This is a genomic window from Falsihalocynthiibacter sp. BN13B15 (genome assembly GCF_041205415.1).
GTDB lineage: Bacteria > Pseudomonadota > Alphaproteobacteria > Rhodobacterales > Rhodobacteraceae > Falsihalocynthiibacter > Falsihalocynthiibacter arcticus.
Window position 1 is genome coordinate 73,510 of the sequence record NZ_JBGFCE010000001.1, and the last position, 19,629, is coordinate 93,138.

General features: G+C 54.0%; 20 protein-coding genes. 15 read left to right on the forward strand and 5 right to left on the reverse strand.

Features of this window, described 5'->3' with window-relative positions; genetic code table 11:
* Nucleotides 1–122 precede the first annotated feature (122 nt).
* Entirely contained in the window at nucleotides 123–851 is a 729-nt protein-coding gene (locus tag AB9F26_RS00335; protein WP_369767213.1) for a DsbA family protein, read from the reverse strand.
* A 251-nt stretch (nucleotides 852–1,102) separates the two neighbouring features.
* Between AB9F26_RS00335 and AB9F26_RS00340 the strand changes: the two genes are divergently transcribed.
* From AB9F26_RS00340 to AB9F26_RS00360, 5 genes are all read left to right on the forward strand, one after another.
* Nucleotides 1,103–3,145, forward strand: a complete 2,043-nt coding sequence (locus AB9F26_RS00340; RefSeq protein ID WP_369767036.1) for a protein-disulfide reductase DsbD family protein — start codon at nucleotides 1,103–1,105, stop codon at nucleotides 3,143–3,145.
* 224 nt (nucleotides 3,146–3,369) lie between these two features.
* Nucleotides 3,370–4,872 carry a SulP family inorganic anion transporter gene (locus tag AB9F26_RS00345; RefSeq protein WP_369756258.1) on the forward strand — a complete coding sequence of 501 codons (1,503 nt, stop codon included), beginning with the start codon at nucleotides 3,370–3,372 and terminating at the stop codon, nucleotides 4,870–4,872.
* Nucleotides 4,873–4,881: 9 nt separating this feature from the next.
* Nucleotides 4,882–5,730 (forward strand): universal stress protein, encoded by an 849-nt coding sequence (locus tag AB9F26_RS00350; protein ID WP_335585369.1) that lies wholly within the window; start codon nucleotides 4,882–4,884, stop codon nucleotides 5,728–5,730.
* A gap of 131 nt (nucleotides 5,731–5,861) precedes the next feature.
* On the forward strand, nucleotides 5,862–6,884 hold the full coding sequence (locus tag AB9F26_RS00355; protein WP_039002400.1) for an aspartate-semialdehyde dehydrogenase: 1,023 nt from the start codon (nucleotides 5,862–5,864) through the stop codon (nucleotides 6,882–6,884).
* A gap of 423 nt (nucleotides 6,885–7,307) precedes the next feature.
* Complete coding sequence (locus AB9F26_RS00360) at nucleotides 7,308–7,502, forward strand: hypothetical protein (protein ID WP_335585370.1); 195 nt, start codon at nucleotides 7,308–7,310, stop codon at nucleotides 7,500–7,502.
* A gap of 20 nt (nucleotides 7,503–7,522) precedes the next feature.
* Here the strand turns inward: AB9F26_RS00360 and AB9F26_RS00365 are convergent, their stop codons facing one another.
* On the reverse strand, nucleotides 7,523–8,173 hold the full coding sequence (locus AB9F26_RS00365; RefSeq protein WP_369756257.1) for a carbonic anhydrase: 651 nt from the start codon (nucleotides 8,171–8,173) through the stop codon (nucleotides 7,523–7,525).
* A gap of 152 nt (nucleotides 8,174–8,325) precedes the next feature.
* Between AB9F26_RS00365 and AB9F26_RS00370 the strand changes: the two genes are divergently transcribed.
* The 3 genes from AB9F26_RS00370 (at nucleotide 8,326) to AB9F26_RS00380 (ending at nucleotide 11,004) form a co-directional block, all read left to right on the forward strand.
* Nucleotides 8,326–8,703 carry a hypothetical protein gene (locus tag AB9F26_RS00370; RefSeq protein ID WP_335585421.1) on the forward strand — a complete coding sequence of 126 codons (378 nt, stop codon included), beginning with the start codon at nucleotides 8,326–8,328 and terminating at the stop codon, nucleotides 8,701–8,703.
* A gap of 94 nt (nucleotides 8,704–8,797) precedes the next feature.
* Nucleotides 8,798–10,183 (forward strand): M17 family metallopeptidase, encoded by a 1,386-nt coding sequence (locus AB9F26_RS00375; RefSeq protein ID WP_369767037.1) that lies wholly within the window; start codon nucleotides 8,798–8,800, stop codon nucleotides 10,181–10,183.
* The gene (locus AB9F26_RS00380) at nucleotides 10,180–11,004 is read left to right on the forward strand and encodes an NlpC/P60 family protein (RefSeq protein WP_369767038.1); all 825 of its coding nucleotides are present in this window, start codon (nucleotides 10,180–10,182) and stop codon (nucleotides 11,002–11,004) included. The genes AB9F26_RS00375 and AB9F26_RS00380 overlap by 4 nt, the downstream gene beginning before the upstream one ends.
* 6 nt (nucleotides 11,005–11,010) lie before the next feature.
* Here AB9F26_RS00380 and AB9F26_RS00385 read toward each other — a convergent pair whose 3' ends face one another.
* Nucleotides 11,011–11,349 (reverse strand): DUF2794 domain-containing protein, encoded by a 339-nt coding sequence (locus AB9F26_RS00385; RefSeq protein WP_335585374.1) that lies wholly within the window; start codon nucleotides 11,347–11,349, stop codon nucleotides 11,011–11,013.
* Between the two features lie 39 nt (nucleotides 11,350–11,388).
* Nucleotides 11,389–13,068, reverse strand: coding sequence for a DNA polymerase Y family protein (locus tag AB9F26_RS00390; protein ID WP_335585375.1), 1,680 nt, complete (start codon nucleotides 13,066–13,068; stop codon nucleotides 11,389–11,391).
* Between the two features lie 147 nt (nucleotides 13,069–13,215).
* Here AB9F26_RS00390 and AB9F26_RS00395 point away from each other — a divergent pair, with 147 nt between their 5' ends.
* Nucleotides 13,216–14,328 (forward strand): S-(hydroxymethyl)glutathione dehydrogenase/class III alcohol dehydrogenase, encoded by a 1,113-nt coding sequence (locus AB9F26_RS00395; RefSeq protein WP_039002407.1) that lies wholly within the window; start codon nucleotides 13,216–13,218, stop codon nucleotides 14,326–14,328.
* A 47-nt stretch (nucleotides 14,329–14,375) separates the two neighbouring features.
* Nucleotides 14,376–14,954: an ATP-dependent Clp protease proteolytic subunit gene (locus AB9F26_RS00400; RefSeq protein ID WP_052274845.1), complete on the forward strand. Its 579-nt coding sequence runs from the start codon at nucleotides 14,376–14,378 to the stop codon at nucleotides 14,952–14,954.
* Nucleotides 14,955–14,996: 42 nt separating this feature from the next.
* Here the strand turns inward: AB9F26_RS00400 and AB9F26_RS00405 are convergent, their stop codons facing one another.
* Entirely contained in the window at nucleotides 14,997–15,623 is a 627-nt protein-coding gene (locus tag AB9F26_RS00405) for a TetR/AcrR family transcriptional regulator (protein ID WP_369767039.1), read from the reverse strand.
* Nucleotides 15,624–15,811: 188 nt separating this feature from the next.
* On the opposite strand from AB9F26_RS00405, the gene fghA reads away from it, so the two are divergent.
* Genes fghA through AB9F26_RS00430 form a run of 5 tightly spaced genes read left to right on the forward strand, consistent with a single transcriptional unit; the run spans nucleotide 15,812 to nucleotide 19,593 of the window.
* Nucleotides 15,812–16,642 (forward strand): S-formylglutathione hydrolase, encoded by an 831-nt coding sequence (fghA, locus tag AB9F26_RS00410; protein WP_369767040.1) that lies wholly within the window; start codon nucleotides 15,812–15,814, stop codon nucleotides 16,640–16,642.
* A complete protein-coding gene (locus AB9F26_RS00415) occupies nucleotides 16,639–17,103 on the forward strand; it encodes a YaiI/YqxD family protein (RefSeq protein WP_039002411.1) in 465 nt (154 codons plus the stop codon). Before fghA ends, AB9F26_RS00415 begins: the two co-directional genes overlap by 4 nt.
* A 31-nt stretch (nucleotides 17,104–17,134) precedes the next feature.
* On the forward strand, nucleotides 17,135–17,758 hold the full coding sequence (locus AB9F26_RS00420) for an HAD family hydrolase (protein WP_369767041.1): 624 nt from the start codon (nucleotides 17,135–17,137) through the stop codon (nucleotides 17,756–17,758).
* Nucleotides 17,755–18,663 (forward strand): ornithine cyclodeaminase family protein, encoded by a 909-nt coding sequence (locus AB9F26_RS00425; RefSeq protein WP_369767042.1) that lies wholly within the window; start codon nucleotides 17,755–17,757, stop codon nucleotides 18,661–18,663. Before AB9F26_RS00420 ends, AB9F26_RS00425 begins: the two co-directional genes overlap by 4 nt.
* Before the next feature lie 3 nt (nucleotides 18,664–18,666).
* Nucleotides 18,667–19,593, forward strand: a complete 927-nt coding sequence (locus AB9F26_RS00430; RefSeq protein WP_369767043.1) for an alpha/beta fold hydrolase — start codon at nucleotides 18,667–18,669, stop codon at nucleotides 19,591–19,593.
* Nucleotides 19,594–19,629: the final 36 nt, after the last annotated feature.

The following is a 19,629-nucleotide window of genomic DNA, read 5'->3' on the forward strand; positions in this document are numbered from 1 at the left end:
TTCAGCGGCAATAGGTACGGGATGCTAGTGAGAAAAGAGGAAATTCGCTAGCTTTTTGATGCGGCAAGCAAAAAGACGCCGACATCGGGCTAAATTTAGCACAGATTTAGCCCGAAAATGGCTCAGTTAGTTTTGTTTCTGCTGGCTTCGACCATTTCGATCATTGTCGGCATTTCAATCATACCCGGTGCCAAAGCGTCACCAATCACAAAAGAGGGTGTTCCCCCAAAGCCAAGAGTTTTCGCAAGCGCATGAGTCGTTTCAATGTGTTCGTCGACCTCGGGCGCATTCATATCTTCTTTCAAGCGATCTAAATCTAGACCAATGCTTTTGGCAATCTTGAGCACGGACTTCTCGTCGAGCCTGCCGCGTTGCTCCATCATCTCCCAATGGAATTCCTCATATTTTCCCTGCTCGCGGGATGCCAATGCGGCGCGGGCGGCATATACTGATCCTTCACTTAGGATGGGCCACTCGCGGTAAACGACGCGTACATTTGGGTCGTTGGCGATCAATTTTTCAACGACATCGGCCGCTTTTTTGCAGTAGGGGCAATTGTAGTCAAAAAATTCGACCACCGTCACATCCCCATCAGGGTTGCCCAAAACGGGCGCATTCGGGTCTTGTTCCAGCATTTGACGTTGCGCTGCGAGGGTCTCAACTGCGGCGGCGGCCTCGGTCGCTTGTTCTTGCTGTTGCAGTAGAATGAGAGCCGAACGAATGACGTCAGGGTTTTCCAGGATTGTTTGAAGAACAAGCTCTTTAATTTGCTCTTCGGTGAAATCTTGGGCTTGAGCCGCTGGAACGAATCCAAGAAAAGTAATGAGGACAGTGGCGGTGATACGGCTCAGCATATTGGGACCCTTTGAAAGATAGTGTTGCAGCCCCTTAAAGGCGGTTTGATAAATGTGCGCAAGCATTTGTGGCGAATTTGCTCGTAAACTCACCGTGAGGCAAGCCAAGGTCCCCCGTTAAAATGTCGCGTTTCCCATCGTTTGGTCCCTGTGCCATATGTCTGTCATATCAAAAATGTTCACGACGATCTGATTTGCATGTGTTCCAAGTAGGCTCCACACATGCCCGAGTTAATTACGAGGCTAAAATGCGCATGAAAATTCTTTTGGCGGCTCTAATGACCGTGTTCGCAACGAGTGTTCTTGCGCTTGAAAGTGTTCCCTATCAATCGAATTCTCTCAATGCGAAGTTACGGTCCGCACAAGACGGAATCGCATCCGGAGCACATACCTTTTCGGCGGGTCTGCATTTAGAACTCGAAGATGGGTGGAAAACTTATTGGAGAAGCCCCGGCGAAGTTGGCCTGCCGCCAGAGGTTGATTGGAGCGCGTCGGAAAATATTGCGTCGGTAGATTTTCAGTATCCTGCGCCAACACGGTTTCGCGCCTTTGGCATTGAGAATTTCGGATATGCGCATGAAGTGCTTTTTCCGTTGCAGGTGACCTTGGAAAACCCCGGAGAAGCCGCCGTGTTGCGGGGGAACTTCTCGCTTCTTGTCTGCGCGGAAGTCTGTATTCCCGACGCCTTTGCGTTGGAGCTACCCATCGGTCAGGGGGAGGGAATTGATACGATCTCTGCTGGGTATATCGCCGAAGCGATGGCGCTTGTTCCATCCGAGCCTTCTGAAAATCTTATCGCACGCTCACATATGTCTGACCAGATTTTGACGCTGGAAATCCGTGATGAAGTGCCCTTTCAAGCGCCGGATATTTTTCCAGAGTTCGGGATGGGTTCGGCCTTTGGGGCGCCTGATATTCGGCTGTCTGAGAATGGTAAAACGCTGTGGGCTGAGATCCCAATTCTCGCGTTGGATGACGAAGTTGACGTCCAGGCGCTCACCGTCGTAGATGGCGAACGGGCGTTCACATTTGACGCGCTGCTCGGCGAAGAAATTCCCGCACCACCTTACGAGATCAGTGGCAAAGGGAGCCAAACCTCCCGCATTTGGGTCTACTTTCTCGCGCTTCTAGGCGGGTTGATCCTCAATGTGATGCCCTGCGTCCTCCCTGTTTTGTCGATCAAATTTGCATCGGCCCTCAAGGTGCGCGACCAAAGTCTTGCCCGTGTTAGGCGCGGTTTTTTGGCGTCGTCCTTCGGGGTTCTAACCTTCATGTGGGCGCTTGCCGCAGTGCTTCTCTTGATGCGCGGCATGGGGCAAACGGTAGGTTGGGGGCTTCAATTTCAGAGCCCGATTTTCCTAGTCACCATGCTTGCGGTTCTGACTGTTTTTGCCGCCAATATGTTGGGGTTATTTGAAATCTCCCTGCCGCAGTCTTGGATGACAAGGATGAACGCGACGGGAACTGGCTCGGGGTATATCGCGGATTTTTCAACCGGCGCATTGGCCGCCGTCTTGGCGACCCCCTGTTCCGCTCCCTTTCTAGGTACGGCCGTGGCCTTCGCCCTTGCTGGGAGCACGCTTGATGTTTTGGGTATCTTTACCGCATTGGGCATCGGGCTGTCCGCCCCCTATCTCCTCGTGGCATTGCGGCCCTCCCTTATCCGCGCTCTGCCCAAGCCAGGGCGCTGGATGATCACGGTAAAGTTTGTTCTTGGTCTTTTGCTGGTCGCAACAGCGCTTTGGCTGGCGAGCGTTCTGGCCACAGTTTCTGGGGTGAAGTCGGCTGGGCTTGTCCTTTTGCTGTTGGTCGGTTTGGTTCTTGTTCTGACATTTGGTCAGCGTGTGAAAGCACCCGTGAGTATCGCAATTTTTTTAGCGGCTCTTGGGGTGCCACTCGCGCTTTCTGCGCCAGAACAAACAACTTACGCTTCCAGTTCCCAAATCGAATGGCAAAAATTTGACCGCGGAGAAATCCCCAGACTTGTCGCATCGGGTAAGACGGTTTTCGTCGACGCCACAGCCGATTGGTGTCTTACATGTAAGGCGAACAAAAAACTGGTCCTAACACAGGGAAAGGTTGCGGAAGTTTTGCAACAAGAGAACGTTGTTCCCATGATTGCAGATTGGACGCGCCAAGACGAAGATATCGCGCGCTTCTTACGGTCCAACGGGCGGTTTGGTGTGCCGTTTAATATTGTGTACGGGCCCGCAGCGCCGGACGGTATTGCCCTACCCGAACTACTGACATCGGATATTGTTTTGGACGCGTTCAAGCAAGCTGAGGGCTAATTTCGCGCACGACTGGTTTTGATCATTGGCCCAAAACCACTCAAGCAAGCGCCAAACGTGACGCTAGGGGCACATTTGACTGCCTTTGCGATTGAAAGCTACAAATATGCGACACGGTTTCGGGCTTTTTCGCATTCCCCCTAGCAAATGACGCACCAAGCGAATATTGCCAGCGCAAACGCGAGAACAGGGCCACGACGTGCCCGAAATGGCCGGAGATACCCATGAATTCTGATTTTTTACCTCGAATGCGCCAAGATTGGCTGGGCAATATCCGTCCCGACCTTATGGCGGGTCTTGTTGTAGCGCTTGCGCTAATCCCCGAGGCGATTGCCTTTTCGATCATTGCAGGTGTGGATCCCAAAGTGGGTCTTTACGCGAGTTTCTCCATTGCGGTGATTGTGGCGATCACAGGCGGCCGTCCTGGGATGATCTCGGCGGCCACGGCTGCGACGGCGGTTTTGATGGTGACCTTGGTGAAGGATCACGGACTTGAATATTTGCTTGCAACGACGGTCCTCGCGGGACTGCTACAGATCATTGCCGGCCTTTTGAAGCTTGGAAGCGTGATGCGCTTTGTGTCAAAGTCGGTGATGACGGGTTTTGTGAATGCCTTGGCTATCTTGATTTTCATCGCGCAACTTCCCGAGCTTAATCCCGCGACAATCGGTGTGAACACGATGACCTTTGTGATGCTCGCGCTGGGCCTTGGGATTATCTACCTCTTTCCCTATTTGACTAAAGCTATCCCATCTCCCTTGGTGACAATCGTCGTTCTGACGGCGTTGACGATGATGTTGGGGATTGATGTGCGCACAGTTGGCGACATGGGAGCGCTGCCAGATACGCTGCCTGTTTTCCTGATCCCGCAAATCCCTCTTACGCTGGAAACATTGCAAATCATCTTCCCAGTGGCGGCTGCGATTGCAGTTGTTGGCCTGTTGGAAAGCCTGATGACCGCGCAATTGGTTGACGATTTGACCGATACTGTTTCGGACAAAAACCAAGAGTGTATCGGCCAAGGTATTGCCAATACGGCGACGGGTTTCATTGGCGGCATGGCGGGTTGTGCGATGATCGGTCAGTCGATGATCAACGTTAAATCCGGTGGACGCGGACGTTTGTCTTGCTTTGCGGCGGGTGTCTTTCTGTTGATCCTCATCGTCGGGTTAGGCGACTGGGTGGCGCGTATTCCAATGCCAGCGCTTGTGGCGATTATGATCATGGTTTCGATCGGGACGTTTAGTTGGTCGAGCATCAAAGGCTTGCGCGACCATCCCCGCGCCAGTTCAATTGTTATGTTGGCGACCGTGTTTGTGACTGTGTTCTCGCACAACCTTGCGCTGGGTGTTTTGACGGGTGTGCTGCTTTCGGGTATCTTCTTTGCTTGGAAAATCGCGGCGGTGTTCCGCGTGACGTCAACGTTGAAAGATGGCGGTCGCGAGCGGGCGTATTTGGTCGAAGGACAGATGTTCTTTGCCACCGCACCCGACCTTGCGCCTGCGTTCGATTTTGGCGAAGTGCTTGAGCGTGTGACAATTGATGTCAGCCGTGCGCATATTTGGGATATATCATCTGTTGCCGCATTGGATATGGTGGTGCTGAAGTTCCGCCGTGAAGGTGCCGAAGTTGAAATCTTTGGGATGAACGAAGCCAGCGAGACCTTGATGGGTCGTTTGGCCGAACACGACAAACCGGGCGCGCTTGAGCGTCTGATGGGCCACTAGGAGGTGACTATGTCTAAGATTATCGCATTGGTGGACGGTTCGGTTTATTCGGAAAGCGTTTGCGACCACGCCGCTTGGGTGGCGACACGCAAAGGCTCCTCGGTTGAGATCCTCCATGTTTTGGGGCGCCGCGAAGCGGGCTCCAAAAATTTGTCGGGAAACATCGGATTGGGCGCGCGCAGCAAACTCATGGAAGAGCTCGCGGATTTGGACGCCCAAAAGGCCAAACTCAATATTCAGCGTGGCCGTGCAATCCTTGAAGATGCCGAAGCGCGGGTACGTGCGGATGGTGTGAGCGAAGTGCAAACCCGCCTCCGTCATGGCGACCTAATGGACGAGTTGCATACGGCGGAACAGGACAGCGATCTTGTTGTGATCGGCAAACGTGGCGAGGCTGCAGATTTTGCGAAACTGCATCTTGGCTCAAATGTTGAACGCGCGATCCGCACCAGTAAAAAGCCCGTACTCGTGACGTCGCGCGCCTTTCGGCCAGTAAAAACGTTTATGATTGCGTTTGATGGCGGCGCAAGCTCGATCAAGGCGGTCGAACACGTAGCTCAAAGCAATGTCTTCGCAGGTTTGGCATGCAAATTGATCTTTGCGGGCGCAGATACGACGGCAAATCGCGCCACTCTTGCAGGCGGGAAAGCAATTTTGGCCAAAGCCGGATATGACGTCGATGCGCAAATCCATGACGAACGCCCCGATGTTGCGATCCATGAAGCCATCGAAACGTTGTCTATCGACATGCTTTTGATGGGGGCCTTTAGCCACTCGCGTATTCGTAGCCTGTTCATCGGCTCGACGACGACGGAAATGGTGCGCTCCTGCTTGGTGCCATTGTTGATGTTCCGCTAAGCGCCTTTCTGCGTATATATTCACGATTTGCATATCTGATCGCACAAAATAAAGCGGTGTGGGCCTTTCCACACCGCGCCGGATGCGCTATTTGAGCCGCGTCCTTGTGACCGTAACGAAGGAGTCCCCATATGGGCTATAAAGTCGCCATCGTCGGCGCTACAGGTAATGTAGGCCGCGAAATGCTAAATATTCTGGCCGAACGCCAGTTTCCAATTGATGAGATTATCGCGCTTGCGAGCCGTAAATCTATGGGCTCGGAAGTAAGCTTTGGCGACAAGACGCTCAAGACGAAGGACCTCGACACGTTCGATTTCACTGGTTGGGATATGGCGCTTTTTGCCGTTGGTTCCGAAGCCACAGCGAAGTACGCCCCGATTGCGGCGAAAGCTGGTTGTTTGGTGATCGATAACTCATCTCTGTACCGCTATGACCCACAAATCCCGCTGATCGTTCCAGAAGTGAACCCCGATGCGATCGAGGGTTACAAAAACAAAATGATCATCGCGAACCCGAACTGCTCCACCGCCCAGATGGTGGTTGCCCTTAAGCCCTTGCATGATCGCGCCAAGATTAAACGCGTTGTTGTGAGCACGTACCAATCGGTTTCTGGCTCCGGCAAAGAAGGACTCGATGAGCTTTGGAACCAAACCAAGGGCATGTATGTCCCCGGTCAAGAGGTTGCGCATAAGGTCTTCACCAAGCAGATCGCCTTTAACGTGATCCCGCATATCGATGTTTTCCTCGATGACGGTTCCACCAAAGAAGAGTGGAAAATGGTCGCCGAGACCAAAAAGATCATCGATAAGTCGATCAAAGTAACCGCGACCTGTGTGCGCGTACCGGTTTTCGTTGGCCACTCCGAAGCGATCAACATCGAATTCGAAGAGTTTATCGACGAAGACGAGGTGCGTGACATCCTGCGCGAGGCCCCAGGCGTCATGGTGATCGATAAGCGCGAAGATGGTGGCTATGTGACCCCGATTGAATGTGTGGGCGACTACGCGACGTTTATCTCGCGCATCCGTCAGGACAGCACGATTGATAATGGGATTAACCTGTGGTGCGTTTCTGACAATCTGCGCAAAGGTGCGGCTTTGAATGCAGTTCAGATCGCCGAGCTTTATGGCCGTCGGATTTTGAAAAAGGGCTAAGTCTCGGCCGTGAGGCCCAAGATGTTACCGATTACAATAACGCCTTCCGAGTTAATCTCGGGAGGCGTTTTACATTTTGGGAATGCCGAACTTTTAAATGGGCGCATGCGTTTATGACGTGAACTATCCCGATAACAATTTGTTAAGTTCTTGTTTACTTGATTCTTTTCCCAACCAAGCGCATTCGAGAAATTCCATGTGGCGGTGGGTTGTTCGGAATATGGCGAAGAAACCTTGAATTGAGGCGCAATTGGATAGGTATCTTGCTGGGTTAAAACAAACTTTAGTCGTTCCTATACCATTGGAGGCCCGTCCTCTGCTCTTGGTAGCCGTTTTATCCCTTTGCTTGCTCGTTTTTTGTCAAGTTTTGGGTAACACTGGTTAGCAAGAACTTAATCAAACTACATCATCTGGAGATACAAAATGACAAACGTTAGCCTTCAAGAAAAAGCCCGCCTTGGTCGTACTGTTGCTCTTGCTCGTTTGAAAAGTGAACGTGCACGTCAAAAATCTCTCGCTATGTTCTGCACTATTCGCGACACATCCGGTACGCCAGAACACTTCCTGCCAACTTACGACAAACCCGTGCTCCTCGAAGCGTCCCGTTTGGCCGCCTAAGACGCCGAGGGATTGCGGGTTTAGACGGGAGCGAAGAGACCAGTTTTTGGATTGTAGTATTCCAAACCACCTTCGCCAATATCCGTCCAAAGACCATGCAGGCTCATTCGTCCTTCTTCGACGGCATCCCGCACAAATGGGAATGTCATCAGGTTTTCGAGGGACACAAGAACCGATTGATGCTCAAGCGCCCTTGTGCGCTCGGCCTCATCTTCAATATGGACAACACGCTCAAAGCCGGGACGTAGAATGTCCATCCAACGGCCAATAAAGCTGGTCTTTTCCTCAAGCTCGGGGGCAATGCCGGAACACATATCATGGCAGCCACGGACGCCGCCACAACCCGAATGGCCCAGCACCACCATATTGGTGATGTGCAGAGCCGAGACAGCATACTCAACTGCGGCAGATGTGCCGTGGATATCCCCATCCGGTTTGTAGGGTGGCACAAGATTGGCAATGTTACGATGTATAAAAAACTCGCCCTGATCGGCGCCAAAGATCGAGGTCACGTGGACGCGACTGTCGCAGCACGAGATCACCATGGCCCTAGGGCGCTGGCCTTCGTCGGCCAATCGCTGATACCAAATTCTGTTTTCGGCATAGGTGGTGGCTTTCCACCCCATGTAGCGCTGAACAAGATAGGAAGGTAACGGTTTCGCGTGTTCCATAGAGTTTCCTTTGACCAGTATTCAAAGTGTTCTAAGGCGCATTTGTATGGAATTCGAGAGATTTCTGTATTTTGCGTAAACTCTTTCTAAGGTTACGCGACCTTAAATGAAATTGCCGTGGGGGCTATAATAAACCGGAGGGTGTGGTTTTGGTGGAAGCAGTTAATCTTCGACCCGATGAAAATGTGCGTCTCAATCCAAGTCGTTTGACGGAGTTGTTTGTTCAACTTGGCAATCGAGGAGCTGAGGATGTTGTTTGTCGGGCGATGGAGGAGCTAGCCGTTAGGTTGGCCGATATAGAAACCGCCTATTGGCAAGGAGAGTTCTCCAAGGTGAGCAAAGGTTCTAGGGGGCTGATTGCTATTGCGGATCAGATTGGATTGAACGGATTGGCGCAAGTTGCGCGTCACGTGGCCGCCACTGCTTCGCGCAATGATCCCACTGCTATCGCGGCAACGGTTTCGCGCCTCGTCCGTATGGGGGATAAGTCACTTACCGCGGTTTGGGAGGCGCAAAATATGACCCTGTAGCGCGGAATTTCAATTTCGACTGTATTGTTGTCCTTGCAGCTTCCAAGCATGTCTTTAGTCTGTGTGAGGTCTTTACCCTAGCACAGGCTACCCTATGTCGATGAAATTTGCCCAACTCTCCGCCGCATCTATTCCGTTGCATGTTATTTCCAAGCCGGAATGCGAATCGTTTCTATCGGGCTTGCCTGCGGCGTCGCAAAACTGGGTGGCCGCGCAGGGGTTCACTGGAAGTTTGGGAAGCTTTTGCGCGCTTCCGAATGCAGACGGAGGAATTTCCGCCGTTCTGGTCGGGTACGGCGACGCATTGGGCCGCGAGCGCGGCCGTTTCCATCTCGGCGGTGTGGCGGCCAATTTGCCAAAAGGCGCATACCATATTGCCCAAAGCCCTGAAGGTTTTGACGTTGAAGTCGAAGCACTTGGCTGGCTACTGGCGGGATATCATTTTGACAAGTATCGCAAACAGCCTGCTAGTGGCGCTGAACTTGTAGCGCCTGAGTCGGTTGATGTTGCCCGCATTGAGGCGATTGCCACCGGTGAAGCCCTCACGCGCGATTTGATCAACACGCCAACCTCGGATATGGGGCCTGAACAGCTTCAGGCGGCCTTTTTCGATCTGGCAAAAGCCCACGGAGCCGTGGCAACCGCTATCGTCGGAGAGGACTTACTCGCGCAGAATTTCCCGATGATTCACACGGTCGGGCGGGCCTCCGCCCAAGAGCCGCGTTTGCTTGAAATGCGCTGGGGGACGGCGGGGCCAAAACTTACCCTCGTGGGCAAAGGCGTGTGTTTTGATACCGGCGGGTTGAACATCAAGCCTGGTGCGTCGATGGGACTTATGAAGAAAGATATGGGGGGATCGGCGGCTGTTCTTGGGCTGGCACAGATGATCATGTCGCTTAAACTGCCCCTACAGCTTCGAGTTCTGGTCCCTGCCGTTGAAAACTCGATTGATGGATCGGCGTTTCGTCCCTCCGATATTTTGATGTCGCGCAAGGGGCTGACGGTTGAGATCAATAATACGGATGCCGAAGGGCGGTTGGTTTTGGCCGATGCGCTTGCACTGGCCGACGAAGAAGAGACCGATTTGGTGATCTCAATGGCAACGTTGACTGGGGCTGCGCGGGTTGCTGTGGGTCCGGATTTGGCCCCCTATTTTTGTGGCGATTTAGACACGGTCGCAGCATTGGAAAATTCGGCAAAGCGCGTGGCAGATCCCGTATGGCGCATGCCCTTTCACACCCCGTATGAAGCTATGATCGAACCCGGAATCGCGGACCTTGATAATGCGCCAAGCGGTGGGTTCGCAGGATCTATTACGGCGGCGTTGTTCCTGCGCCGGTTTGTGACGGATGCACCTCGATATGCCCATTTTGATATTTATGGTTGGCAGCCTACGGCGGCTGCGGCCCGCCCCAAGGGTGGTTGCGGGCAGGGAACGCGCGCTATTTTAGAAGCGTTGCCAGCAATCTTGAAACTATGACGGATCGTCGGACATATTTCGCAAATGAACGCGTTGCTCATGTCGGGTTGCGGGGGCAGGTAGACGCCGCGCATTTCGTCGAGGTTGCGGCGCGTCGGGTGTTGGTCCCTGTTGTGGACGTTTGCGCCGCGCCGCGCGGGACGCGGGTCTCCCAGTTGCTGATGGGTGCGGGGTTTGACGTTTTGGAAACGCTCAACGGGTGGTGCTTCGGGCGCGTCGTTGCGGACGGTAACGTTGGATATGTGGCTGAAGTTTCCTTGGGCGAGGCCGTCGCACCAAGCCATTGGGTTACGGCGCGTAGTTCGCATATTTACACCGAATCCAGTTTGAAATCGGCTGATAAAGCTGCGGTATCGTTTGGCTCGTCGCTGAGTGTCGTTGCCGAGTTGGAAGGGTATGTTGAGCTTTCGGGGGGAGGTTTTGTTCCTGTGCCGCATGTATCCCCTTTGTCGGAGCGGCCTTTGGATGCAGCTAAAACGGCTCTGACGTTTCTTGGCGTGCCTTATCTTTGGGGTGGGGACAGTGTGTTTGGGATCGATTGTTCGGGGCTTGTGCAGGCTTGCTTGCGCGCTGTCGGCACTATGTGTCCACGCGACAGCGATCAGCAGGAAGCCTTTTTCACCGCAGATGTGGCACCTAAAGATTTACGTCGGGGCGATTTGGTTTTTTGGCGCGGCCATGTCGCGATGATGTTGAATGAGAGAGAAATGATCCACGCAAATGCGCATCATATGGCCGTTGCGATAGAACCGTTTGAGGTGGCCCGCAGCCGTATTGGCGCGCGTGAGTTTGGCGAGATTACCTCGATGAAGCGCCCCTGAGGGGTTTTATTTTACCGCTCGGATGAGTTTTTTCTCAAGGACGCGCAGGACGGGTGTAAGTTCATGTCCGCGTTTGAGGATTTGTCCGTCCATACCGATGACTGCATAAAGCCCCTGTTTTAATCGAAGCTTGGGGCGTTTTTCGATCCGGTACAGCGGGTTTTCGGCGCTGCGGCGGAAGATTGAGAAGACGGCGACTTCTGGTAGGTGTGAGATTCCGTAGTCGCGCCACTCACCAGCGGCAACCATGCGACCGTAGAGGCCGAGAATGATCCCGAGTTCCGTGCGGTGAAACGCCACCTGTGCGGGGGCTTGGAAAGGTTTGCGGAATGCATCGACGTTCATTCTGAAATTTTGCGCCGAAATGCCCAGAAAATCAAGCCTTCATGCAAAGCGGCCGTGACAAAACCAGCCAGTCGAAAGCGCGGCTCCGTGTGCGAAATAGATCCACAATTGCTGGCCGTGTTGTGTTGTTGCACGCCAGTAGTCCCGTACGCCGTTGCGCCAATCAGGGTCATCTAGCCACCATTCCGGCGCCACACGTTCGGGGCCGGAGGCATAGGTGATTTCAAACATCTGGCCACGAAATTTTAACCGTTCGGGGGGCATTGGATCGGGCTGTGTTCCCATTAATGGCTCGGGACGCCATAGGTGGAGGGGCCGTCGCGTGGCGGGTATGGGCCACGTGGCGTCGGCTCCCATATCCACGCCATAGGCCGTGGACCACGCGGCACCAAATATGAGCGCGGCTTTCTCAGGGAGGTGGCTTGAGGCGGGGTGGCGGCGTGTGATGGCTTCAAGCCCCAAACGCGCCCCAAGACGCCCGATTAGATCGTCGAGAGCGGTGTCTTGGGCCATATTCGCGCGGGCTTGGCCGCTGGCATCGAAGTGGCCTTTGTGTTGTTGGGGCGCGAGGGATTCGGTTTGATGGGCCTCGATGCGCAAGATATCAACGCCAAACCCAACATCAATATCAGAGAGCTTCATCGCCAAGAGGGGGCGGATACGATCAGGGTCGGCGCTGGGCCGTGCGAGGCCGATTTCGATGATTTGGGACGTTTGGTCGGTGCGGAAAGCTTGGAAGCGCACGCGCCGCGCGCCACGTCCTTTTGTCTGTAGGCGTTCCGCAAGGGCAGGTAGTAACCGATCAATGCCTGCGAGCATATCCGCCTCAAGCCCGATGGGTTCTGGGAGGGTGAGGCGCACGGCAAAGTGCAAGGGCGCGCGAGCTGGGGAGACCGGTTCGGGGGCGACGCCGTGGGCTTGATCAAGACGCAACATTACGTCTTTGCCAAAGCGGCGGGCGAGGGCGGCGCGGGGCATGCCTGCGAGTTCGCCGATCTGGCGAATGCCGAGTCGTGTGAGTTGGGTTGTGATGCTCTCGGGTAGGCGTAACGCGGCGACGGGGAGAGGCGCGAGGGCGCTATGCGTTGCTCCGGGGGCGGCGATACGGGCACCGCGCGGGGCCCGCGGCATAGCGCGTGGCGTGGGGCCGCCGCGTTCCCAGTTGCGCCGTTTCGTGGCGCGGGATCGGGTGGCGCGGGCCTCTTGGTCGACGGCGTCGCCGGTGCGTGCCATGCCCAGAGGCTGCCCCGCATAACGCGCCAAGGCCCATGCCGCGCCAACGGTATCCGCAATCCCCGCATGGACCGTCAGGTTAAGCTGGAGACAGTCTTCTTCGACGGCCGCCAAAAGGGATTCCTCGCCGCCAAACAGATGTGCGCAGCCCGTGATATCAAGAATAAGCGCGGTTTCACCCTGCTCTCCGACCCAAGGCGAGAATTTCCCCGCCCATCGACGCAATGTTTTGAGGAAATCAGCCTCTGCTTGGGGGTTTTGCAGCCGTGTAATCAGCGCGGGACACATGGTGCGGGCATCGCGCAGGGGTTGCCCCATCGTGAGCCCCGCTTCAGATGCGGCCAGCGAAAGAGACGACAGGATCTGCATATTGCCCGTGTCGCGCGCCACCGCGAGCGGCGCCTCAAGGGTGCCACGCTCAAGGCGCAAGAGGCGCTCGGCTCCGAGGCGCGGGAACCAGAGAGAGAGGATGCGTTTGGCAGGCATGGGGCAGAATCACACTTTTGTTCGCATTTTGTTCTATACTAGAGTGTGCAGAAAAAGGCTTCAAGGCTGACGTGAATATGCGCTTCTGAGGTTGAAACTTTTTTGGCAATAGATCACGCTGTGCCCAACATATTTGGAGGAAGCATTATGAGAACGCGCGCAGCCGTCGCCCTTGAGGCCGGAAAACCTCTTGTCGTTATGGACGTCAATCTAGAAGGACCTAAAGCCGGAGAGGTCTTGGTTGAAATCAAGGCCACGGGCCTGTGCCATACGGATGAATTTACGCGCTCTGGCGCGGACCCCGAGGGGCTTTTCCCCGCTATTTTGGGCCATGAAGGCGCGGGTATCGTGATTGAAGTGGGCGAAGGGGTGAAAAGCCTTCAAGTAGGCGATCACGTGATCCCGCTTTACACGCCGGAATGTCGCGAATGCGAATATTGCCTCAACCCGAAGACCAACCTCTGTCAGTCGATCCGTAGCACACAGGGCGCAGGACTGTTGCCCGACGGAACGACACGGTTTTCGATGTTGGATGGCACGCCAATCCACCACTATATGGGATGCTCGACCTTCGCCAACCACACGGTTGTGCCGGAAATTGCGCTGGCAAAGGTGCGCAAAGACGCGCCGTTTGATAAAATTTGCTACATCGGTTGCGGTGTGACCACGGGCATTGGCGCGGTGATCAACACGGCCAAAGTCGAGATTGGCTCCACAGCGATCGTCTTTGGGCTCGGCGGCATCGGGCTCAATGTGATCCAAGGGCTGCGCCTTGCGGGGGCCGATCAAATTGTGGGGGTCGACCTCAACGATAGCAAAAACGAAATGGCGACACGTTTTGGGATGACGCATTTCGTGAACCCAAGTGAAGTTGAGGGTGACTTGGTCGCGCATCTTGTGGAGCTTACGGGGGGTGGTGCAGATTACACGTTTGACGCCACGGGCAACGTGAATGTCATGCGCACGGCCCTTGAGGCGGCGCACAAAGGTTGGGGTGAAAGCATCATTATTGGCGTCGCGCCTGCAGGTGCCGAAATCTCCACGCGTCCATTTCAACTTGTGACGGGGCGGTCGTGGCGCGGAACCGCATTTGGCGGTGCATCTGGCCGCACCGACGTTCCCAAAATCGTCGATTGGTACATGGATGGCAAAATCGAAATCGACCCGATGATCACCCATACGATGTCGCTGGACGAGATCAACGAAGGATTTGAGCTGATGCACGCTGGAAAATCCATTCGTTCGGTGGTGCTTTATTAACCAAGCCACTACATAGATAGCAGCAGAGACTGAATCCTGAGGATATTATGACTGAAGAAACAAACAAAAAAGACGAAGCAGTAAGCCCAACAGCGGAGAAACTGTTTTTCAAAAGTCGCAATGTCTTGGTGACAGGCGAAGTAAACGACAAGCTGGCTAAGCAAACCGTTACGCATCTTTTGGCGCTTGCCGAAGAGAATGACGACCCGATCAATATGTTCATCAGCTCCCCTGGTGGTCACGTTGAATCTGGCGACATGGTGCATGACATGATTAAGTTCATTACGCCAAAAGTGCGCACGATTGGGTCTGGCTGGGTCGCGAGTGCAGGGGCGTTGATCTTTGTCGGTGCCGATAAGGAAGACCGCTATTGCCTTCCCAACACGCGTTTCCTCTTGCACCAACCCAGTGGCGGTATCGGCGGCAAGGTGACGGATATGCAAATCCAAGCCGAGCAAATCCGCATCATGCGCGCGCGCTTTGATAATTTGTTTGCTCTGGCAACAGGTCAAACAGCCGAAAAAATCGCGCAAGATACGCAGCATGATTTCTGGCTGAACACTGAAGAAGCCTTGGAATACGGCTTACTGGGTCACGTCATTTCGACAATGGCCGAACTCAAGTAATGTAAAACATGAACACTCTAAGGGCGCGGTTCATTCGGGCCCTTAGTCTAAGTCCCGACCATAGCGGGCAAGGAACATTTCCACAGAGCCATGTACGATTTTGGCAAGTTCAGCATGTGAGAACGTCAGTTGCACCCCACAAAGTATGCGGGGGTGAATGTAGGTTTTGGTAAGTTCTAAAAACTGTTCGGCCGCGAAATTGAAGTCCGAAATATCCAATTCGCCGCGTTTGGTCGCTTCCTTCAGGTATAGAACAATGCGTTCGCGCACCAATTTGGGGCCCGAATCGTAGAATTGTTGACCAAGGTTTGGAAACCGTCCGGATTCCGCGATGCAAATTTTGAAAACGGCGATACCAAAATCGGACGTTATAAAACTCACCATACGCCAAGCGGCCTCTACCAAAACTTCTTTTGGCGGTGCGTCCATGTCGAGAACTTCGAAGGCTTCGTCGGCCTGACGCCTGCACTCGGTCTCTGAAACTTGTCCAAACAAGAGACGTTTATCGGGAAAGTAACTGTACAGTGTCGCTTTGGAAACGCTTGCTTCGCGCGCAATGTCGTCGACGCTCGCACCCTCAAAGCCGTCGCGCATAAAAATGGTGCGGGCGCCTTCAAGGACCTGGTCGAACTTACGTCCGCGTTTTATGGTGTCGGAATGCGTAGCCACTGATTGCTCCTTGTGTATCTCTTCGAACTTAAACCATTCGGTTCACTTTCAGCAAGCAACAGTCGAGCCACATAGGGTTGTTTTACGTAAACGCTTGAAACCCGCCCTTGTCAGAATTCCGCATGCGCGGTAGCCCTAAAGATTGTAGTCCCAAATCTCTGGGCGTGCGTAATAAAAAGGATCTGGCAATGAAAATGGTTTCGGTGAATCGTTGTTTTGACGGCGTTCAGGGTGTCTATTCGGCGCCGTCTAAGGTGTGCGGTGGAGATATGACCTTTGGGCTCTTTCTGCCTGCCGAAGCGCAGGATGGACCCGTTCCCGTGTTGTGGTTCCTCTCTGGCCTGACGTGCACCCACGAGAATGCCATGACCAAAGCGGGCGCGCAAATTTGGGCGGCAGAGCAGGGCATTGCGCTTGTTTTCCCCGACACCTCTCCGCGGGGAGAAACGGTTGCCAATGACGAAGCCTATGATCTTGGACAGGGCGCGGGATTCTACGTGAACGCGACGCAAAATCCATGGGCACCGAATTTTCAAATGTGGGACTATATCACGGAAGAATTGCCAAATTTGCTGGCCAAAAATTTTTCGGTCGACACAGATCGCCAGTCGATCATGGGGCACTCTATGGGTGGGCATGGTGCGCTGACCATAGCGATGAATCTGCCTGATCGGTATCGCTCCGTTTCGGCGTTTGCCCCTATCGCGCATCCTTCGCAATCCGAATGGGGCCGCAAGCAATTGACGGCATATTTGGGCAAGGACGAAGCAAATTGGGCCAAACATGATGCCACATTATTGATGCACGATGTTGGCTTTAACGGCCCCCTCTTGATTGACCAAGGCACCGACGACCAGTTCCTTGACCTTTTGAAGCCCGAAGCCCTTGCCGAGGCTATGTTTGCCCGACGTCAAGCGGGTGTTCTTCGGATGCAAAAAGGGTATGATCACTCCTATTACATGATTTCAACATTCATGGAGGAGCACATCGCCCTTCATGCAGAGGCCCTATATCAATGACAGTAATCTATGTGGACGCCGATGCTTGCCCTGTAAAATCCGAGGCCGAAAAAGTAGCGACGCGCCACAAACTCCAGATGTTTTTGGTTTGCAACGGTGGATTGCGACCGAGTGCAAATCCCTTTGTTGAGTTGATCATCGTTTCGGAGGGACCAGATGTCGCGGACATGTGGATCGCCGATCGGGCAACCCGCGGTGATATCGTGATCACGGGCGACATTCCCCTCGCGGACGCCTGTATTAAGGGCGGCGCGCGAGTTTTGCGCCACAACGGCGATCCCCTCAACGAAAGCAACATCGGTCCGCAATTGGCCACGCGCGACCTGATGCAGGATTTGCGCGCGGCCGATCCCTTTCGACAGGGCGGTGGGCGTGCTTTTTCGAAGGCTGATAGGTCAAATTTTTTGAATGCGCTTGAACGTGAAATTCAGGCATCAAAGCGTTTGCCGCCGATTAAATAGATCCCCATTCGAGGGCGCGAAAGGACGAAAAATGGCCATTGAAGCTGTGGTTTTTGACATCGGGAATGTGCTGATTGAGTGGCAGCCAGAGCGGTATTATGACGCCACCTATGGTGAGGCGCGTCGGCGGGAAATGTTTGCTGCCGTAGACCTGCACGCGATGAACGATCGCATTGATCGCGGGGAACCGTTTCGCGAAACGATCTATGCCGCCGCTGAAGAATTACCGGAATTTCGCGTTGAAATCCGCGATTGGTTTGACAATTGGATCAAAATGGCCAGCCCCGCGATTCCGCATTCGGTTCGGCTTCTTCGTACGTTGCGCGCCAAGGGTGTACCAGTTTTTGCGCTGTCGAATTTCGGGATCGAAAGCTTTGCCTATGCCGAGACCCAATATCCTTTTCTCAAGGAGTTTGACCGACGTTATATCTCTGGCCATATGCGGGTGATTAAGCCCACAGCGGAAATCTACGAGTTGCTCGAAGCGGATTGCGGCGTTGCTCCAGAGGCGCTTTTGTTTGCGGATGATCGAGTTGATAATATTAAAGCCGCCGCCGCACGGGGCTGGAAAACGCATTTGTTTACGGAACCCACGGGATGGGCCGAGTCGCTTGTTTCGCATGGGGTCTTGACGGGTTCAGAGGCAGGATTATGAAAAACGTAGCTTTTGACGAGGGGCAGGCCAATCTGGATTGGATCGGGCTCACCGATGCTTTGATCGCAGGGCACAGCTTACCACGTGCCGATATGGGCGATATGTTTTTGTACCGCACACCGGACACGGGTTTGGTGCGCGGGGCCGTCATCGATGGCTTGGGGTATTTGGTAAAAGTCGCGACAATCTTTCCTGAAAATGCGCAGCATTCACTCCCCACAATCAACGGCTCTGTTTTACTGTTCGCCGACGAAACAGGCGTGCCAGAAGCCACAGTCGATTTCCATCTGGTGACCAAATGGAAAACCGCTGGGGACAGTCTGTTGGGTGCGCGATTGTTGGCCCGTCCAGACAGTCGAGACATCACGATTATCGGCGCTGGGACGCAAGGCTCAAACCTCCATGAAGCCTATAGCGCCCTTTTCCCCGACGCACGGTTTACAATATGGAATCGTTCACCAGAAAAAGCCGTAGCCTTTGCTAAATCTCACGCAAACACACGTGCGGAGGCCGATTTGGAAACGGCGGTCAAAACTGCGGATATCGTGACCTCCGCGACCATGTCGACCGAACCTTTGATAAAAGGCGCATGGTTTCAAGCGGGTCAACACATTGACTTGATTGGTGCCTATCGTGCAGATATGCGAGAAGTTGACGACCGAGCGATAACGCGTGCGCGGATATTTGTAGACAGTCGCGACACCACCATTGACCATATTGGTGAGTTGAAAGATCCCATTTCGCGCGGTGTCATTAGTTCCGATCAAGTGGTCGCGGATTTCTATGATTTGGGCACAGGGTCTTTTTGTCGCCAAAATGTTGACGAGATAACCCTGTTTAAGAACGGTGGTGGCGCACATCTGGATTTGATGACGAGTCGCTATATTCTGTCACAGTGGAGGTAATGAATGCTTTGGTTTCTCTTCGTACTCGTGCTTGTTGCCGTCGCTACCCCGCCTATAGTTGAGCGCCAGCGCCGACCGATTTCGCGTGCGATGCAGGCCGACGCACCGGGGCGATTTTCGAAACTAACGCGCGGAGTGACTCATTATCAGTGGGTAGGGCCGGAAAATGGGCGCCAGATCGTGTGTATTCACGGCCTAACCACCCCCAGTTATGTTTGGACGGCCCTCGTGAAAGGGTTCGTGCGCATGGGGTTTCGGGTTTTGACCTATGACCTTTATGGACGCGGCCTCTCTGCTCGGCCTGAAGGAAATCAGGACCCAGAATTTTTCCGCCAGCAATTAGCGGAACTCCTTGAAGACCAAGAGGTCGACGAAGGGGTTATTCTGGTGGGCTATTCCATGGGCGGCGCAATTGCTGTTGATTATACCCAAACCCATCCACAAATGGTCGAGCGGCTCATCCTCTTGGCTACCGCTGGATTGGGGGCAACGGTTTCGCCCTTCGTGAAGTTCATGATTAACGTGCCTGTTATTGGCGACGGATTGATGTACACGTTTGGCGGAAATCTATTTGGGAAATCGTCGCGCGCGATGAATGCAGCCCTCGCCTCAGCGCCGAATATGCACCCTTGGCCGATGGAAGAACGCCAATCGCAAGGCTTTTTGCCTGCGGTCCTGTCGAGTTATCGCCATACACTTTCTGTGGATCAACTTGAGGCGCATCGTGCGATAGCGAAAAACGGCACACCAGTCCTTGCGATTTGGGGCGACAAGGATAGCGCTATTCCACTCTCGGCCATGGGGCGCCTCGCAGAAGTGAACCGAGCCGCCTATCAGGACGTGTTGAAAGGGGCGGATCACGGTTTGCTCCTCACACACTCGGACGAAATCATTCCAATTGTTCAAGAATTTTTGCGCGAAGCTGTTTAAATTCAACGACTGGCGCATCTTCCCTTTCTACCTCCA

Bases quoted from the DNA above. Each gene is read 5' to 3' on its own strand.
- AB9F26_RS00340 (WP_369767036.1), top strand. From the start codon at position 1,103: ATGCGCATGAAAATTCTTTTGGCGGCTCTAATGACCGTGTTCGCAACG.
- AB9F26_RS00345 (WP_369756258.1), top strand. From the start codon at position 3,370: ATGAATTCTGATTTTTTACCTCGAATGCGCCAAGATTGGCTGGGCAAT.
- AB9F26_RS00350 (WP_335585369.1), top strand. From the start codon at position 4,882: ATGTCTAAGATTATCGCATTGGTGGACGGTTCGGTTTATTCGGAAAGC.
- AB9F26_RS00355 (WP_039002400.1), top strand. From the start codon at position 5,862: ATGGGCTATAAAGTCGCCATCGTCGGCGCTACAGGTAATGTAGGCCGC.
- AB9F26_RS00360 (WP_335585370.1), top strand. From the start codon at position 7,308: ATGACAAACGTTAGCCTTCAAGAAAAAGCCCGCCTTGGTCGTACTGTT.
- AB9F26_RS00365 (WP_369756257.1), bottom strand. From the start codon at position 8,173: ATGGAACACGCGAAACCGTTACCTTCCTATCTTGTTCAGCGCTACATG.
- AB9F26_RS00375 (WP_369767037.1), top strand. From the start codon at position 8,798: ATGTCGATGAAATTTGCCCAACTCTCCGCCGCATCTATTCCGTTGCAT.
- AB9F26_RS00380 (WP_369767038.1), top strand. From the start codon at position 10,180: ATGACGGATCGTCGGACATATTTCGCAAATGAACGCGTTGCTCATGTC.
- AB9F26_RS00385 (WP_335585374.1), bottom strand. From the start codon at position 11,349: ATGAACGTCGATGCATTCCGCAAACCTTTCCAAGCCCCCGCACAGGTG.
- AB9F26_RS00390 (WP_335585375.1), bottom strand. From the start codon at position 13,068: ATGCCTGCCAAACGCATCCTCTCTCTCTGGTTCCCGCGCCTCGGAGCC.
- AB9F26_RS00395 (WP_039002407.1), top strand. From the start codon at position 13,216: ATGAGAACGCGCGCAGCCGTCGCCCTTGAGGCCGGAAAACCTCTTGTC.
- AB9F26_RS00400 (WP_052274845.1), top strand. From the start codon at position 14,376: ATGACTGAAGAAACAAACAAAAAAGACGAAGCAGTAAGCCCAACAGCG.
- fghA (WP_369767040.1), top strand. From the start codon at position 15,812: ATGAAAATGGTTTCGGTGAATCGTTGTTTTGACGGCGTTCAGGGTGTC.
- AB9F26_RS00415 (WP_039002411.1), top strand. From the start codon at position 16,639: ATGACAGTAATCTATGTGGACGCCGATGCTTGCCCTGTAAAATCCGAG.
- AB9F26_RS00420 (WP_369767041.1), top strand. From the start codon at position 17,135: ATGGCCATTGAAGCTGTGGTTTTTGACATCGGGAATGTGCTGATTGAG.
- AB9F26_RS00425 (WP_369767042.1), top strand. From the start codon at position 17,755: ATGAAAAACGTAGCTTTTGACGAGGGGCAGGCCAATCTGGATTGGATC.
- AB9F26_RS00430 (WP_369767043.1), top strand. From the start codon at position 18,667: ATGCTTTGGTTTCTCTTCGTACTCGTGCTTGTTGCCGTCGCTACCCCG.